This is a genomic window from Stenotrophomonas sp. STK16_22 (assembly GCF_051984505.1).
GTDB classification, from domain to species: domain Bacteria; phylum Pseudomonadota; class Gammaproteobacteria; order Xanthomonadales; family Xanthomonadaceae; genus Stenotrophomonas; species Stenotrophomonas maltophilia_A.
Genome location: NZ_CP196972.1, coordinates 4185590 through 4200685, shown reverse-complemented (window position 1 = coordinate 4200685; position 15096 = coordinate 4185590). Strand labels below are relative to the sequence as shown.

13 protein-coding genes are annotated in these 15096 nt (G+C 61.9%); 12 read left to right on the top strand and 1 reads right to left on the bottom strand.

Annotated features, from left to right (window positions below; all coding sequences use genetic code 11):
- Positions 1-81 precede the first annotated feature (81 nt).
- The 5 genes from ACSYAO_RS19410 to ACSYAO_RS19390 all read left to right on the top strand — a co-directional run bounded on the left by ACSYAO_RS19410 (position 82) and on the right by ACSYAO_RS19390 (position 5767).
- On the top strand, positions 82-1059 hold the full coding sequence (locus ACSYAO_RS19410) for a YqaJ viral recombinase family protein (RefSeq protein WP_440566167.1): 978 nt from the start codon (positions 82-84) through the stop codon (positions 1057-1059).
- Positions 1060-1061: 2 nt separating this feature from the next.
- Positions 1062-1955 carry a recombination directionality factor gene (locus tag ACSYAO_RS19405; protein WP_099470514.1) on the top strand — a complete coding sequence of 298 codons (894 nt, stop codon included), beginning with the start codon at positions 1062-1064 and terminating at the stop codon, positions 1953-1955.
- Between the two features lie 243 nt (positions 1956-2198).
- Positions 2199-2702: a RadC family protein gene (gene radC, locus ACSYAO_RS19400; RefSeq protein ID WP_111008277.1), complete on the top strand. Its 504-nt coding sequence runs from the start codon at positions 2199-2201 to the stop codon at positions 2700-2702.
- Between the two features lie 712 nt (positions 2703-3414).
- Positions 3415-4548 carry a nucleoid-associated protein gene (locus ACSYAO_RS19395; protein WP_111008278.1) on the top strand — a complete coding sequence of 378 codons (1134 nt, stop codon included), beginning with the start codon at positions 3415-3417 and terminating at the stop codon, positions 4546-4548.
- A gap of 4 nt (positions 4549-4552) precedes the next feature.
- Positions 4553-5767 carry a hypothetical protein gene (locus tag ACSYAO_RS19390; RefSeq protein WP_111008279.1) on the top strand — a complete coding sequence of 405 codons (1215 nt, stop codon included), beginning with the start codon at positions 4553-4555 and terminating at the stop codon, positions 5765-5767.
- A 293-nt stretch (positions 5768-6060) separates the two neighbouring features.
- Here the strand turns inward: ACSYAO_RS19390 and ACSYAO_RS19385 are convergent, their stop codons facing one another.
- Entirely contained in the window at positions 6061-7077 is a 1017-nt protein-coding gene (locus ACSYAO_RS19385) for a hypothetical protein (RefSeq protein WP_099470518.1), read from the bottom strand.
- A 45-nt stretch (positions 7078-7122) separates the two neighbouring features.
- Here ACSYAO_RS19385 and ACSYAO_RS19380 point away from each other — a divergent pair, with 45 nt between their 5' ends.
- From ACSYAO_RS19380 to ACSYAO_RS19350, 7 genes are all read left to right on the top strand, one after another.
- Positions 7123-8580 (top strand): competence protein CoiA family protein, encoded by a 1458-nt coding sequence (locus ACSYAO_RS19380; RefSeq protein ID WP_099470519.1) that lies wholly within the window; start codon positions 7123-7125, stop codon positions 8578-8580.
- 137 nt (positions 8581-8717) lie between these two features.
- Positions 8718-9017, top strand: coding sequence for a DUF4258 domain-containing protein (locus tag ACSYAO_RS19375; RefSeq protein ID WP_245885062.1), 300 nt, complete (start codon positions 8718-8720; stop codon positions 9015-9017).
- 2 nt (positions 9018-9019) lie between these two features.
- Positions 9020-10915: an N-6 DNA methylase gene (locus ACSYAO_RS19370; RefSeq protein WP_111008281.1), complete on the top strand. Its 1896-nt coding sequence runs from the start codon at positions 9020-9022 to the stop codon at positions 10913-10915.
- Positions 10912-13092, top strand: a complete 2181-nt coding sequence (locus tag ACSYAO_RS19365; protein WP_111008282.1) for a type I restriction-modification system subunit M — start codon at positions 10912-10914, stop codon at positions 13090-13092. The genes ACSYAO_RS19370 and ACSYAO_RS19365 overlap by 4 nt, the downstream gene beginning before the upstream one ends.
- Positions 13089-14321, top strand: a complete 1233-nt coding sequence (locus ACSYAO_RS19360; RefSeq protein ID WP_111008283.1) for a restriction endonuclease subunit S — start codon at positions 13089-13091, stop codon at positions 14319-14321. The genes ACSYAO_RS19365 and ACSYAO_RS19360 overlap by 4 nt, the downstream gene beginning before the upstream one ends.
- A 63-nt stretch (positions 14322-14384) precedes the next feature.
- Positions 14385-14720 carry a type II toxin-antitoxin system Phd/YefM family antitoxin gene (locus ACSYAO_RS19355; RefSeq protein WP_111008284.1) on the top strand — a complete coding sequence of 112 codons (336 nt, stop codon included), beginning with the start codon at positions 14385-14387 and terminating at the stop codon, positions 14718-14720.
- Positions 14721-14759: 39 nt separating this feature from the next.
- A complete protein-coding gene (locus ACSYAO_RS19350; RefSeq protein ID WP_164242517.1) occupies positions 14760-15080 on the top strand; it encodes a type II toxin-antitoxin system RelE/ParE family toxin in 321 nt (106 codons plus the stop codon).
- Positions 15081-15096: the final 16 nt, after the last annotated feature.

The following is a 15096-nucleotide window of genomic DNA, read 5'->3' as shown; positions in this document are numbered from 1 at the left end:
ACTCGTCAAGCCGTTTCAACAGCAACCCATAGGCCCGGCCTCCGAAAGGAGCGCCGGGCCTTTTTCTTTGGAGAAACCGTAATGAGCAGATCACCGGCATTGCGCCTGATCGACACGCGGGAGATGGCGCGTGAGGAGTGGTTGGAGGTCCGTAAGCAGGGAATCGGCAGCTCGGACGCCGCCGCGGCAGTCGGCCTTTGCCCCTACAAGAGCCAGCTGGAGCTATGGATGGAGAAGACCGGCCGGGCCGTCCAGGACGAGGAACCGGGTCAGGACTCGCCCATGTACTGGGGCACCTTGCTGGAGCCCTACGTGGCCTCGGCCTACACGCAGCGGACGGGCATCAAGGTCCGCCGGTTCAACGCCGTCCTGCAGCACCCCACCTACAGCTACATGCTGGCCAACATCGACCGCGAGGTCGTGGGCAACCCGGACGTCCAGATCCTTGAGTGCAAGACGGCCGGGGAGTTTGGAGCGCGTCTGTGGCGCGATGGCGTGCCCGAATACGTCCAGCTCCAGGTCCAGCACCAGCTGGCGGTCACGGGCAAGGATGCCGCGGACGTGGCGGTACTGCTGTGCGGCCAGAAGCTGGAGATCCACCGGGTCGAGCGGGATGAGGAGATCATCTCCCGCCTGGTCGTTCTGGAAGCCCGGTTCTGGGAGTACGTCACCCAGGACGTTCCACCGCCGGCCGACGGCAGTGAATCGGCCGCCAAGGCGCTCAGGAGCCTGTACCGGGGCAACGACACCACGGTGGACTTCAGCGAGGACGGGGCGCTCTCGGAAGCCTTCAGGGGCCTTGTCTCGCTCAGGGACGAGATCGATGAGAAGGCCAAGCAGGCCGAGTGCCTTCGCCAGCGGCTGCAGGAGGCGATGGGGGAAGCCTCGAAGGCAGTGTTCCCGACCGGTGAGATCACTTTCCGCCGATCCAAGGACAGCTCCAGCGTCGACACCAAGAAGCTGGTCGAGGCGCACCCCGAGCTCGTGGCCGAGTTCACCGTCACCAGGCCCGGGAGCCGTCGCTTCCGGATCGTCACCCACTCACCAGAAGGAGCATGACCATGCTGAAAGGCCTGGCAATCACGCCGCCCGTGGTTGGGCGGATCTCGATCGGCCGTGTGGTCGAGCGCAACGGCAAGCGCCTGCCGGAGAAGGATGACCAGTTCACTCTGACCAGTCAGGTGCAGAACAGGGAAGGGTGGATCCTGCACCCGCTCGACGAGGCCCTACGCAAGGATGCCGGCGGCAAGCTTCGATCGGTCCCGGTCCAGCTGCTGTTCGACGACCCGGCGTTGAACCTGAGGGCGGACTACTCCCTGTTCGACCGGAGTACGGGCAGGCCGGTGTGCGTGGGCAATGGAGAGACCAGCCGCCGGATGGCCAAGGAGGGCGTCACCCAGGAGTCCTGTCCGGGTCCGGACGCCTGCGCGTTCGCCATGGGCGAATGCAAGGCCTATGCCCGACTCAACGTACGAGTGGGGGAGGAGGACGAGCTGGGCAGCTTCGTGCTGCGCACCACGTCCTACAACACCATCCGCACGCTCGCGGCCCGGCTGCAGTACTTCCACGCCGTGTCGGGCGGAAGACTCGCCTGCATGCCCTTGGAGCTCAAGCTACGGGGCAAGTCGACGACGATGAGCTTCCGCTCAGCGATCTACTACGTCGACCTGGTCGTCCGCTCGGGGCTGACGCTGGAACAGGCCATTACCCAGGCGCGGGAGGTCGACCAGAGCCGCAGGGACGCGGGGTTCGATCAGGAAGCCCTGGACGAGGCCGCTCGCCGTGGGTTTGCCAATGGCGCGTTTGAGGACCTGGCAGAGGATGTCCCGGCCGTGGTGGAGGAGTTCTATCCGGATAGCCAGGAGCCGGGTTCCGGCGCCCCAGCGCAAACCAGCGACACCGTCAGCTTGCACGAGCGCCTTCAGAAGAAGGTCGCCCGTGCCGGCACCGCATGACGCCAAGCGAAGGAGGGTGCGATGACGAGGGTGATTGGCGCAGTGGTCGTCTACGGCTTCGCGTTGTACGGCTTTGGCAGGTTCCTGGTGTGGATGTACACCGCGACGGGGACGAAGTACTCACCCGGACACCAGGCGTCTCCTGGCGGCTGACCGGGCAAACACGAACAGCGATCGAAGGGGCGCCCGTGCGCCCCTTCGTCGTTTCCGGTCCTGTAGGGCCATCTTATAGATGAGGAAGCGATGGACAAAGACACGCCAGAGCACCTGTCGCTCTACGTGAGGAGCAAGTCACGCAGATACAAGGTCGCCAGCGGTGACGAGATCGTGGAAGCGGCACGAGCCGTGGTCGGGCAGCGGATGAGGCGAGGGGCGTCTTTCACCGATCCGAAGAAGGCAAAGGAGTTCTTTCGGGACAAGTTGTCGGGACTCCAGCGGGAGATGTTCGCCGCAGCGTTCCTCGACAGCCGTCACCGCCTCATTGAGTACGCAGAGCTGTTCCAAGGAACGATCGACGGTGCTGAAGTACACCCCAGGGAGGTTGTTCGACACGCAATCCGGACGAACTGCGCCGCGATCATCATTGGGCACAACCACCCTTCTGGATCGGTTGAACCTTCCGCAGCGGATCGAGCTGTCACGGCGCAACTCAAACAGGTGCTCTCCTTGGTGGATGTGCGACTGCTCGACCACATTGTTGTGGGCGGTCACCAGACGACGGCCTTGGCTGAGCGTGGATGGGTGTGATGGTCATAGGCCAGACCCGGTGGGTGCTTGCCAGTCAATTCACCCGCCAGCCAATAGGGGCTGGCGGGCTGCCATCGGTAACCTACTTTTTTCGTTCGCGCGCATTCAGGCCACAAGACCAACAGATCGAACAACGATGCTCAGGTCCGATGAGACGGCTTTCGACCCTAAGCGGACATTGCTTTGGCGCCCCCCCCGGGTTGAGCTCGAGGATGCGCTGTAGTTGGCCGAGCTGCTGGAGGGCTCGCCTATGCTGGACGCCAAGCGGCCTTCGAGCCGGACCCGTGGCCCGCCTCCGACATAGGACTTCGACTGACCTCGAGGCGCCGACCAAGGTCGAAAGCGCAAATTCTGCGGCGGGTGGAACTTCCTCAGGGCGAGTTCTATCTCTGGAGGCTTGTCAGCCCTCGATTGAGGTGACTGAGCTTGCGCCGTCTCTAGCGGCACTCTGAGGACTGGCTAGCTAGACCCGGCTCTCAACACTCGAGCCGGAGCTGGTGGCGGTTCCAACAGGATCAACCGGTACGGCCGCCTTCCCCCGGTCGGGGGCTGCACCGCATGGGTGACTGGCAGCTAGCTCCCAACTAGGGACTGCCTGTGGGAGACGGAAGCCCCTGCGCTTGCAGGGCGTGGGGCGAACGGCCATGCTGTCCCCTGGACCGCGCAGGCTGTCGCACCCCCTGCGATGGGACGGGGATAAACAGGGGAGGCTATGGACGAACTGCAGTTCGCAATTATTCATTCGCTGGACAAGGCCGCAGGATCGGCCGCCGCGAGCATCCGCACGCGTGACAGCGTATTGGACATCGATAAGCCTGCGGTCCGATCGTTGGCCGAGCAACTGGCCAAACTGGTCGGCAAGGATGGCAGCTCGGTTTTCTGGGGACAGTTTGGTACCAACCGCCGCGAGGGTCTGTTCCCGAGTTCGGTTCAGTCCCTGCTCGGCGGCTGTACGGAGGAGGCATTCATCGCCTCTTCCCACGTGGCCATGCGGGAGCTGGAAAGTAAGGCGTGTGAGGAAAACTTCGCTACCGGCGGGCACATCTGTTTTATTGCCTATCGCATCCAGGCGACGGACTTTCTGCTTGTCGCCATGATCAAAGAACGTAGCGGCATGGTGTTGTCGGCCGATCTGGAGCCGACGCAGATCACTGAGATCGACCTGTCCAAGCTGCATCAAGCCGCACGCGTTAACCTGGATCGCTACCAAAGCGTCCTGGCGCAAGCATCGGGAGAATCGCCCGTCGCCGACGACCAGCCGGAAGCCGCTGAGGAAAAGACTTATCTGTGCTTCGTCAATCGCAAGTCGCAGTCAGACGTGGCCGATTACTTCGTGGAGGCCCTGGGTTGCGAGAAAGGCGTGGCGTCGGGTCGAACGACCAAAGCGGTCGTCAGCGAAGTCTACCGATTCGTTAAGTCCGTGGCGGAGATCCGCGACAAGGCTTCTGCTGCGCGCATGGCTGTCATCGATTACATGTGCGAGCAAGGGGATGGCACTCTGGTGACGCTCGACACGATCGCTGCTGTGGTTCGTCACACGGTCGGTGTGGATTTTGAGCGCCATGTCGATGGCTTGAAGGATCACTTAAATAGCGACGGCGTGCAGATTCCGGACGAGTTCCCGCTAAGCGCGAAAGTGCTACGCGCGTATACGCGGATCGTCGGCAAGGGGCCACGCTGGCAACTCAGCTTCGAGAACGGCGCGCTGGGCGTGGGCGAAGGCGAAATTATCTACAATCCGCAAGAGCAAAGCGTAACGGTCACGCACCTACCACAGGGCATGGTCAGACAGATCGAGGCGGCCTTGGCAGCACGGGCAATGTTGCCTGGTGATGAGGACAGGTAGTGCGATGTTCTCTCACGTCGTCTCGCTCTATCGCGAAAGCCAGCACCCCGCCTTCGAGACGGGGCGGTTTTGCTATTCGGGCATGGCTTCGGCGCCTCTTCGTGCGGCAATTGCGTCCTGTGAGGCAATTGATGACGCGTACGGGCGCTTTATAGATCCGCCCGATGAGGACGGAAGCGGCCACCTGGAGTTCTGCTGGCTGGTAGGTGATAACGATCTCGGCCGTTTCTATCTGGACGTTGAAGATTTTGTCGCCAGATCCCAAGCGCTTAGCCGAGGCGAGCAGCCCCAGAACTTTTACCTGGTCGAAGAAAACTACTGGGCAGGCGAGCCTGATCCGCCCGAGGCATTGAGTCGTGCCTATGCGCTGTGCGAGTTGATCCAACTGCTTGTGAGGATCTCCTTGCCCACCGAGCAAGGCGGGCCCGCCGACTCACGGCGGCTGGTGTTCGTCATCCCGGCGGGCGACAAGGCCCCGCCGCGTACGCTCACGCTTTCTACCCGGTTGGAGCCATCCGCGCTCGCCGTGCCCCACCTTGATCTTGAGCCCCTGCGCCGGCTGACGTCTGATCAGAATGCGCTTGCCCTTCATGTTCACGAGCATCGTGCGCTGTTCCGTTTGGCCGTGGCCGAGGTTGTGGGCCGCGCGCCGGTGGGCGAAAACGCCTTCACCTTCCTGGTGACACATTGGTCCGACGTTTTGGCGAAGCATGCCTTCGATGTCGATTGCTACATCAGCAACTTCTCTTTCGAGAAAGTGCGCCTGGAAATCTCACAGATGGAGTTGGAGTTCTCCAACAAGCTTAGTTCGGTCATGGGTGATAGCGCGGCCAAGTTCCTGGCACTGCCCCTGCCGTTCGCGGTCCTGATCGCGATCTACAGGACGGGTGGAATTGTCGAAAGCTATCTGCTGTTTCTGGGTGCCTTGGTGGTATCGCTGCTCTTCTCCGGACTGATTCATAACCAGCTGATGCAGCTGGGACGGATCGACCATGGTTTCGAGGTGATCTTCGACCAGTTCAGAAAGAAGATGCAAAGCTATCCGACCTCCATCGCAGATCGGCTGCGTCAGGCCGGTGGTGGATTCTTGAATCAGCGCACGTTTCTCATTCGCACACTTTGGGGTATCCGGGTGCTGGCTTGGGTTCCGATTGCGATGGGGCTTGTCTTGCTGGCATGGAAATTTCACCCCGGCCTTCAGAAGTGGCTCGGTCTCTAATCTTCTGTCTGTGCAATCCTCAGGTCCTGCATGCGGCGGCGAGCTAAGCGAACAGCGACCTGCTTTTCGCGTGACAATTCGCTAAGGCAGGCATCGGCTTGATCCTGTAGACACTGAGCAAGGGATGAGCGTGCTTTGGCCCGAGCCTGGCAACTTGAGGCACGGTGTCCGCTTCTGGCCGAAAGCCTCCTTCCGGGGGTTGCTGATCAACGTCGACCTGCTGATTGTCGACGGTTGGCTGGTTTGAGTGATCAGCCCCGTGAGTCTGCGCAGTCACCGGATCGCATCTCAGCTTAGTCTTGCGTTGCTGCTACCAGAGGCCTCCCCACCAGGCGCACCGGGTCGAATGAAAACACGTGCTCCAGCGGCGCATCATGGCAGCGACCAACCAGCCGGTCCGGAAACGCCGCCCGCCCGGAGTCCAGGTCGACCTCGGCCGAGCAGATCGGACACGTGCCCCAGTGGCGCACGACAGCAAACTCACGGGATCTCAGCTTCCGCCCCGGCACCGGCATGGTGCGAAGCTGTCCGTAGAGCTCGCTCATCGCCAGATAGGACGGCCCCGCCATCGTGACTCGCTGCGTCGGCAGGCGGAACACCGGCAGCGACACCCACCACAGCCACCCAGTAATCAGCATCGCGAGACCGAGCTGGGCTGGCGCGGCGGTGGTCACTGGCTGGCCCTTTGCCCATGAGGCGTACAGCCACCACCAGACGAGCCCAATCAGGGCCATGTTCAGGACTACGCTGCCGATGAGCACGTAGCCGCGCCATGACTGCACGGGGAACGGCCTGCTGCCCACCGTCAGCCTCAGCCACAGGGCTGGCTTGACGGGATCCATCTGGTAGCGAACCAGGGTCGAATCGATCTGTGATGAGGCGCTGTCCTCCTCAGGCTCCGCCTCAATGGTCCGGTGAAATTCGAAGGACAGCCTGGAGGGCAGCCCGCGGCCCCCGCCTTTCTTGACCACGAGGTGTGGCGTCAGGGAGCAGCCTTCCTGAGCGCACCTCTGGCGGATCTGTTCCTGGCGTGATCCCCACCAATTCTCCAGCTCGGTCGCCCGGAACGCCTTCAAGGAGGTATCCCCAGCCCCTTCCAGCTCCTGAAAGAGCGCCCGAAGGGTCGTGGTGTCCGTGTCAGGAGGCGGTTCACCGCGCGAAACAGCGGTCAGGGTCGTGTCCACGACCTCCCGAAGCACTCGAGCATTGCGCTGCTGGCCCCCCTCCCGATCCAGCCAATCAAGCGCCAATTGGAGGGATTTGACCTCTGGATTACCCGTTTGGGCGGGTTTGGAGCTGTTTTCGTCCATGGTTTGCCGCGAATTTTTGCTTTCCCTCCGATCAAGGAAAGCACCATGGATACCATCCCAGAGCCGTTCTCACTCCGCAATCCGTCCGGCAACCCGCAGGCGCGGCGCGGCGGGTTTCGAGTCCCGTTCGGGCTGAAAGACGGCCGGATCTGGGCACCGAGCGAGGTGCCAAAGGGCAAGGCGTGCGGCTGCGTCTGCCCGGCGTGCCATGCGCCCCTGGTCGCAAAGGCCCAGGAGAGCAGGCGCAAGCGCCCCCATTTCGCCCACCTGACCGACACCGGCTGCCAGACCGGTCGCGAAACCGGGATCCATGAGCGGGCCAAGCAGCTGATCGCCGATCACCAGCGGCTGGTGGTCCCGGCTTGGACCGGCGACCCCATCGACATGCCAAACCCGCCGCGTGCCCGGGACGAGGATGGGCACCTCCATTGGGGGCGTCAGGTTGACCGACCGGCCTGCAGCATGGAGCTGCGCGACATTGAGATCGAGCGATCGTTCGGCACCTATACGCCCGACGTCGTTGGCAGGGATGAAGTCGGCGAGCTCCTGATTGAGGTTCGTGTGACCCATGCCGTGGGCGACATCAAGGCGGAGCGAGTCCAAGCCCAGGGCCGGAGGATGGTCGAGATCGACCTTTCCCAGCTGCACCGGGACATCCCCCATGATCTGGCGGCCTTCGAGCATGCGGTGCTCGATGACGCTGCCAACCGCAGCTGGATCTCGTGCCCCGAGGCAGTCGCGGAGTGGGAGGCCTACAAGCTGGAGCTGGAGGAGCAGGTTGCGGCAAGAAACCGGGAGATCGCTGAGCTGCGGAATCAGATGGTCAAGGCCGCCAAGGCTCGCCAGGAGCGCGAGGCGAGCCAGGCCAGGGACAAGGAGGGTCGGAGGTCCTACGTGCGCCGACAGAAGCGTGCACAACACGCCGCGGATCTGGGGCAGCTGATGGAGCTGACATCGCCTGAGCGAGTCGACGGGCTTCTACGCGAGTACCGGATCAGTGCAGAAGGCCGGGTCAGTGAGCTCCTGGACTCCGTTTCCCCGGCGGTTCGGTCTGCCTGTCTCCGCGCCCACGAGGATGCCTGGATCTTCGGCGTGGATCCGGCGCTTTGGCAGCTCCTGGCCCACTGTCATTTCGTGGCACAGCGGCGACCGGGTGACCGGTTCAACCAGAGGGACGTCGCCGCCTGGGTCCGCCGCAGCTTCCATCCCGAGCGGGAGCTGTACAGGCTCTTCGTCGCCCAGTACGCCAATCGGGCCGAGGCCCAGCGCGCGGGATTTCGCAAGCGGCGACTGGCCTACTGGGTGTTCACCGATGAGGAGAACGACCGGATCCCGAACTTCTACTCTCCCGTCAACGACTTCATCGACCGGCTGGAGTCCGCTCGAGTCATCCGGAAACTGCCGGCGCCCAAAGGCGAGTGTGAAGTCCTGGCGCCGCCGTCGACGGGGTTCATGCCTGCAGCGGCAGTTGGAACGGGGCTGTCTCCGGGGGGCTGGAAGTAGGAGTAGGTGGCCTCAGCCCAGCTTTTTTCTTTTTGTTTCAATGGGATAAGGTGATTGCGTCGTTGTTGACTACGCCCGAAAAGATGAACAAAAACTAAACAAAAGTATGGCAGTAGGAAATTACTGCAGGATTACAATTGACCTACTTCTACTCGCGGTGCAATCTACGCTCAACAGCGGAGGGCACTGCAATGCACAAGACAAGGCATTTTCAGCAGCGGATGGGCCAGCGGGGCATCAATCAGGCGATGATCGATCTGGTGCTGGGGTACGGCGAGAATGAGGGCGACAAGGTCGTCCTGAGTCGCAAGAAGTCGGAGCAGCTCCGCGAAGCGCTCCGCACTCTCATGAAGATCATGGACAAGGGGGGACTGGTGGTCGTTGCCGAAGGCGACGCCCAGATCACCACGTACAGCTACACGGGCAGGGGGCACTGATCATGGCCAAGGACAATGCCGGGCAGGTCCTGTTCCAGGTGCAGGAACACTTCCGCAGCACCTCTCTCCGCCCGGATGAATCCAGGCTGCTGGCGTTCCAGTTGCTCACCTGGGCGCATCTGTCGGCTAAGGGCAGGCTTGCTGCCGATGTCACGCTTGATACCGCTCTGGCCCAGGGAGGCGTCGATGGGCTGCTGAGCGTACTCAAAAAGCTGTTCTGGCAGCCCGGCGCGCTGGGCGTGGCGTTCTTCAACGCCACTCGATACGTCGAGCAGGCAAATGATGCGGTCTTCGCCGCGCTTAGAACTGTGAAGTACCTGGTCGACGGTGGCGTGTTCGAGAGGTTCGCGTCGGTCGATGTTGCCGGCGACCTGCTTGGTGACGCCTTCGAGGGTTTCGATGTGCCCGTTGAGCTGGCACGACTGATGAAGGACCTGGCGATCGATGAATCCACGCAGTCGGCATACTTGCCCTGGGAAAATAGTGGCCGGCTTGTCGGTGTGCTGATGGATCATTCCAGCCTGCGCGTCCACGCTGAAGTACACGCGGGATCGCAGATTGCTGCATTGCTGGCCCTGTTTCGTGATGCGCCTACAACAGTTGCGTCAAGCGATCCGCTGCGCGCGCCCGCAGCAGTCCATGGGGGACACCTGGAAAGGTTCGATGCAACCTTGTCGATTCCCCCGATAGGAATGACGAGCGGCGTCGATGACGTGGTTATGCAAGACATCTACAGGCGTTTCCCTGCGGCCAAGGCGAGCACGATGGGCCTGATGGTGCAGCACATGGCAGCCCAGACGGACGGGATCGCCGTGATTGTTGTTCCGAACAGTTTTCTGTTCAGTTCGGGCAAGGATCGGGATGTTCGCGATTACCTGTTGAAGCAGGGCTGGGTCGAAGCAGTCATCGCGATGCCCAATGGAGTTTTCCAGTCCAGTGGGCTGGGGACATCCATGCTGGTGCTGAACACGCTGGCATGCCATCGCCGCGTTGGGTTCGTGGATGCATCGCTGCCGTATTTCCATGCGCCGGTGGGGAAGGGGCGGGTGGTGCTGCAGAACACCGACTTCATTCGGGACTTCTGCCTGAGCCTGAGGGGCGAAGCTGACACCAAGTCACCCGCTCAACGCCAAGAGGCGGGCTCGTATGCGGAAATGGTCGGCGTGAATGAAATTTTCGCCAACGATGCCACGCTGGATGTCGGTCGTTACGTGATTCCAGAGCAGCAGCGTGAGGCGCAAGCGCGCCTGGAAACCCTGCCAACCGCAACACTGGAGGATGTGGTCCGCATCCTCATTCCGGTCTCCAACAGGGATCGCGGAGTGGATGTGGCAGAAGGAGTCGAGGTTCTCGAAGTTGGGGCCGCCGATCTGCCCAGCACCGGCTACATCCACACTCCTGAAAAGAGCGTGAGAGTGCGCTTGGCGACCAAGCGTTCCGGCAATCCAATGGACATCTTCCTGCGGCCGCGTGATCTGCTTTTGGTCGTGAAAGGCACCGCGGGCAAGGTCGGCATCGTGCCGGACAACGTGCCGCCACCGGGAGAGGGCGGCTGGATCGCAGGGCAATCGTTTGTGGTCCTGAGGGGGGAGAGACCTGAGGTGGACCTGCGTGGCTTGGGCTTGTGGCTGCGATCGAAGATGGGCCAACAGGTGTTGGAAGGCATCAAGACTGGCGCGACCATTCCGATGATGTCCATCGGCACGCTTCGCAAGCTCAAAGTCTTTGCACTGAACGCGGCGCTAGCCAATGCGGCGGTCGATATTCTGGAGAGAGAAAACGAACTGCAGAGGCAGATCGAGGGTTTACAAGCAGAGCAAGCCGAGATCGCCGAGGACTTCTGGACTGAACTTCTCGCAGAATTGCAGCAGACGCACAAGGATCAGAACACCCCATGAACATCCAGCGACTTGAAGGCGACCTGTGGCAATCGGCAGACGACCTCCGCGCCAACTCCAAGCTCACTGCCAGCGAGTACTCGATGCCGGTGCTGGGGTTGATCTTCCTGAGGCACGCCAGCAACCGTTTCAACGCCTACCTCCCGGATATCGCCGCCGGGATCGACCCCAAGGTTCCCGCGTCGCGGCGGGAGGCGCTCATCAAGCTGGGCTTCCAGGGCAAGGCCGCCATCTACCTGCCGGAAGCCGCGCGCTTCGAGCACATCGCCAGCCTGCCGACCGGTGCCAACGTAGGCGAGGCGATCGATGCAGCCATGGACAGCATCGAAGCCGAGCATGAAGTGCTGCAGGGAGCACTGCCGCGCGGCTACGCCGCGTTCGAGCCGGACCTGTTGGCACGCCTCATCAAGATCTTCGACGGGGAGGCGATCCGCAACGCCACTGGCGACGTGTTCGGGCGCATCTACGAGTATTTCCTCAACAAGTTCGCCATGACCGGGGCCCAGGAGGGCGGCGAGTTCTTCACCCCGCCGTCCCTGGTGCGGATGATCGTCAATGTCATCGAGCCAGACCATGGCCTGGTGCTGGACCCGGCTTGCGGATCGGCTGGCATGTTCGTGCAGTCCGGCCACTTCATTGAGAGCCATGGTCAGGATCCGCTGGATGCCGGCGTGGTCTTCCATGGGCAGGAAAAGAGCGACACCAACACCAAGCTGGCCCGCATGAACCTTGCGGTTCACGGCCTGGATGCCAGCAATATCCGCCAGGGCAATACCTTCTACGACCAGATCGAACCACTGATTGGCGCGTGTGACTTCGTGATGGCCAACCCTCCATTCAACGTGGATGGGGTGGAGACCAAGAGGGTCGAAGGCCAGGTTGCGCCCGATGGCCGCTTGCCGTTCGGCCTGCCAGGCCTGGCTGGCAAGACCGGGGCGATCTCCAATGCCAACAGCCTCTGGATCCAGTACTTCTACGCGTACTTGAATCCGACGGGCCGTGCCGGGTTTGTGATGGCCTCCAGCGCCTCGGACGCAGGAAACAAGGACAAAGAGATCCGCGAGAAGCTGGTCAACACCGGCCACGTGGATGTGATGGTCGCCATCGGCAACAAGTTCTTCTATACCCGCACTCTGCCTTGCACGCTGTGGTTCTTCGACAAGGGCAAGCCGGAGTCGCGCAAGGATACGGTGCTGATGCTCGATGCGCGCAATGTGTACACGGTGGTGTCGGCGCGATCGCATGTGTTCAGTGAGGAACAGCTTGCCAACCTCAACGCGGTGGTGTGGCTGTATCGCGGGCAGGCTGACAGGTTTGCGGGGCTGGTGGTGAGCCATCAGCAGCAGGCGGATGGTTGGTTGGCGCGACTGTCCCAGCGGCTGGCCGATGACACGGAGGCGATCGAGACGCTGGTCCAACACCTGACCGTGTTCGCCAAAGGCGCGACGCTGGCCGAGCTCAATGACGGCGTGGACGACGAGGCCCGGCTCGATGAAGCGACGCTGGAGGCCTTCAAGGCAGAGCTTGACGCGGCTAGCGAGGACGGCAAGGACACCGGGCAAGCCATCGCAGACCTTGAGGCGGCGGTGGAGCTTGCACGCAAGGTCGTTGCGAAGGCCCGGCCCGACAAGCTTGCCAGCGTGAAGGACGCGCAGGCCGCGCTGGAAGACCTTGCGCCGCAACTGAAGGCCACGGCCCGGCAGCTTGAGGCCCGACACAAGCAATGGCTGAAGCTGCTGGACAAGGCCGAGAAGGAACTGCGCGCGCGCAACAGCCGCGCATTCGACTCCAAGGCAGTGCGCGAGGCCAGGCGCACCCTGCTGGCCGCCGATGCGAAGAAGGACGAAGCGGCCACGGTGCGTGACCTTGTATTGGAGGCGTTGAAGCAATCCGGTTACTTCATCGCACAAGCGCACTGGCTACTGTCACGGTTTCCTGAGGGCGAGTTCGTGGACGTGCCGGGCCTGTGTGCTGCCGTCACCCGCAAGCGCATCGAGCAGAACGACTGGTCGCTCACGCCGGGGCGTTACGTGGGCGTGGCGGCGGTTGCCGAGGATGACGAGGAAGGATTCGGCGAGCGTATGCGCGCCATCCATAATGAACTGGCGGAATTGAACGAGAGGGCTGGCGATCTGGCCGCGACCATCACTGCCAACTTCGAGGAGTTGTTGGCGTGAGGCTTGGTGACGCCGCAGACATGCTTATCGGCTTTGCCTTCAAAAGTTCGGGATTTCTCGATGCGGGTTCGGAAGGTGTGAAGCTGATGCGCGGAGACAATGTGCAGCAGGGTTTCATCCGCTGGGGCGACAAAACCAAGCTCTGGCCATCGGCTGAGATATCTGGTTTGGAGAAGTATCAGCTTGCTGAGAATGATGTGATTCTCGCAATGGATCGCCCCATTGTCGATGACGGTTTGAAGATGGCGTGGGTTCAGCCCAAGGATTTGCCTTCACTTCTCGTGCAACGAGTTTGCCGTCTTCGTGGAAAATCGGGAGTCGCTGAAACAAGCTACTTGCGTTATGTACTTGCTGCGCCGGAATTTTCGGCGCATATCCAAGCTGTGACGACGGGCGCGAACATTCCCCACATCAGTGGGAAGGATATTGCCGCGTATGAATTTCTCCTGCCTGAACCTGACGAGCAGCGCCAAGTTGTCGCGGTACTTTCCGCCTACGACGACCTCATCGCCACCAATCAACGCCGCATAGCGCTGCTGGAAGAAGCCGCCCGCCGGCTCTACCGCGAATGGTTCGTGCACCTGCGCTTTCCCGGTCATGAAGCCATCAAGGTGACGGATGGTGTGCCGGAGGGGTGGGGGCGTAAGTCGTTGACTGATGTTGCGGATTTCATCAACGGCTTCGCATTCAAGCCAGCTCATCTTCAGGGAGTCGGCTTTCCGGTTGTGAAGATTCCAGAGTTGCGAGACGGAGTCTCTCCCAAAACCCCATACAACCCCGGACTGATCGTCCCAAAGCGCAACCACATTGATACTGGCGACGTGCTTTTCTCGTGGTCGGGCACGTTGTTAGTGAATGAGTGGAGTGAAGGACCTGCTTTGCTTAACCAACACCTTTTCAAAGTGATAGCGAAGAGTGAGTCGCACAGAAGGTTGGTGCGGTTTGCAGTTGAGGCGGCGATCCCACAGCTCGTAGGCCATGCAGTCGGTGCGACGATGCAGCACATTCGCCGATCGGCGCTTGTCGAGCATTCGATGCTTGTTCCGAGCACTAGTATTGCGACGGCGTTCGCCGAGCACGTTGACCCAATGATGGATTCGGTGCTGGCACTCAAAAACCAGGTTCGCGTGCTCACTGAAGCCCGCGACACCTTGTTGCCCAAGCTCATGAGCGGGCAACTGGACGTCTCCGGTATCCGGCTGTCGCAGCCGGGGCCGTATGACCGGTAGTCCGGCTTGCCAAACATCAACGAATACCTTAACGTTATTATCTACATAGCGTCGGAGCCAGCCATGCCCATCACCTCGCAGGACATCGTGCCCTTCAACAAAGCCCGTGCCGAACTGACCCGGTTGGCCGATGAGGTGCGCTCTGGCCACGAGAAGATCATCACCCGCAACGGCGAGAGCTACGTGGCGCTGGTGGATGCCCGAAAGCTGGACTACTACCACCGGCTTGAGCGCGAAACTCTGGCGCGGGGCAGCGCTCAGCTTGGCCTGTTGAACGACGTTGCCGGCGGTTTGCAGGACATTCGCGCGGGCAAGCCCGGCCTGCCAGTGGAGGGGGCTAGGGCGCGCTCGCAGGCCCGGCTGGACGCAGCGATCGCTGCCCGCAAGACGGGCACCTGACGCATGCGGGTCCTCCTGGGCGCGGCCTACGAGCTCAGATTGGACGAGGCTGTCGCGCATCTGCTGGACGTTGGCGCGGATGCCGCGGCGCAGGCGCTGCTGGACCAGGCCTACGAGGCCCTTCCCAAACGTCTGGCGCAGGCACCGCGTATCGGACGCGAGTTCATCGTCCGCAACCCCGAAACGTCCGAGGTGCTCGCTGCCTGGACGGCCGTGCGGGAGCTGCTGGGCGATGACATCGAGCTGCGCGAGTACATCCTGGGAGACTACCTGGCGCTGTATGTCATCCATCAGGACTGCATCCATCTGCTGACGCTGCGCCATCACCGTCAGTGCGGCTTCGATTTTAGCGAGGGGTGAGGGGATGAACGCAAGG

Excerpts from the sequence above, each read along its gene's own strand:
- ACSYAO_RS19385 (WP_099470518.1), bottom strand. The coding sequence starts at position 7,077 with ATGGACGAAAACAGCTCCAAACCCGCCCAAACGGGTAATCCAGAGGTC.
- ACSYAO_RS19395 (WP_111008278.1), top strand. The coding sequence starts at position 3,415 with ATGGACGAACTGCAGTTCGCAATTATTCATTCGCTGGACAAGGCCGCA.
- ACSYAO_RS19405 (WP_099470514.1), top strand. The coding sequence starts at position 1,062 with ATGCTGAAAGGCCTGGCAATCACGCCGCCCGTGGTTGGGCGGATCTCG.
- ACSYAO_RS19365 (WP_111008282.1), top strand. The coding sequence starts at position 10,912 with ATGAACATCCAGCGACTTGAAGGCGACCTGTGGCAATCGGCAGACGAC.
- radC (WP_111008277.1), top strand. The coding sequence starts at position 2,199 with ATGGACAAAGACACGCCAGAGCACCTGTCGCTCTACGTGAGGAGCAAG.
- ACSYAO_RS19410 (WP_440566167.1), top strand. The coding sequence starts at position 82 with ATGAGCAGATCACCGGCATTGCGCCTGATCGACACGCGGGAGATGGCG.
- ACSYAO_RS19355 (WP_111008284.1), top strand. The coding sequence starts at position 14,385 with ATGCCCATCACCTCGCAGGACATCGTGCCCTTCAACAAAGCCCGTGCC.
- ACSYAO_RS19370 (WP_111008281.1), top strand. The coding sequence starts at position 9,020 with ATGGCCAAGGACAATGCCGGGCAGGTCCTGTTCCAGGTGCAGGAACAC.
- ACSYAO_RS19380 (WP_099470519.1), top strand. The coding sequence starts at position 7,123 with ATGGATACCATCCCAGAGCCGTTCTCACTCCGCAATCCGTCCGGCAAC.
- ACSYAO_RS19390 (WP_111008279.1), top strand. The coding sequence starts at position 4,553 with ATGTTCTCTCACGTCGTCTCGCTCTATCGCGAAAGCCAGCACCCCGCC.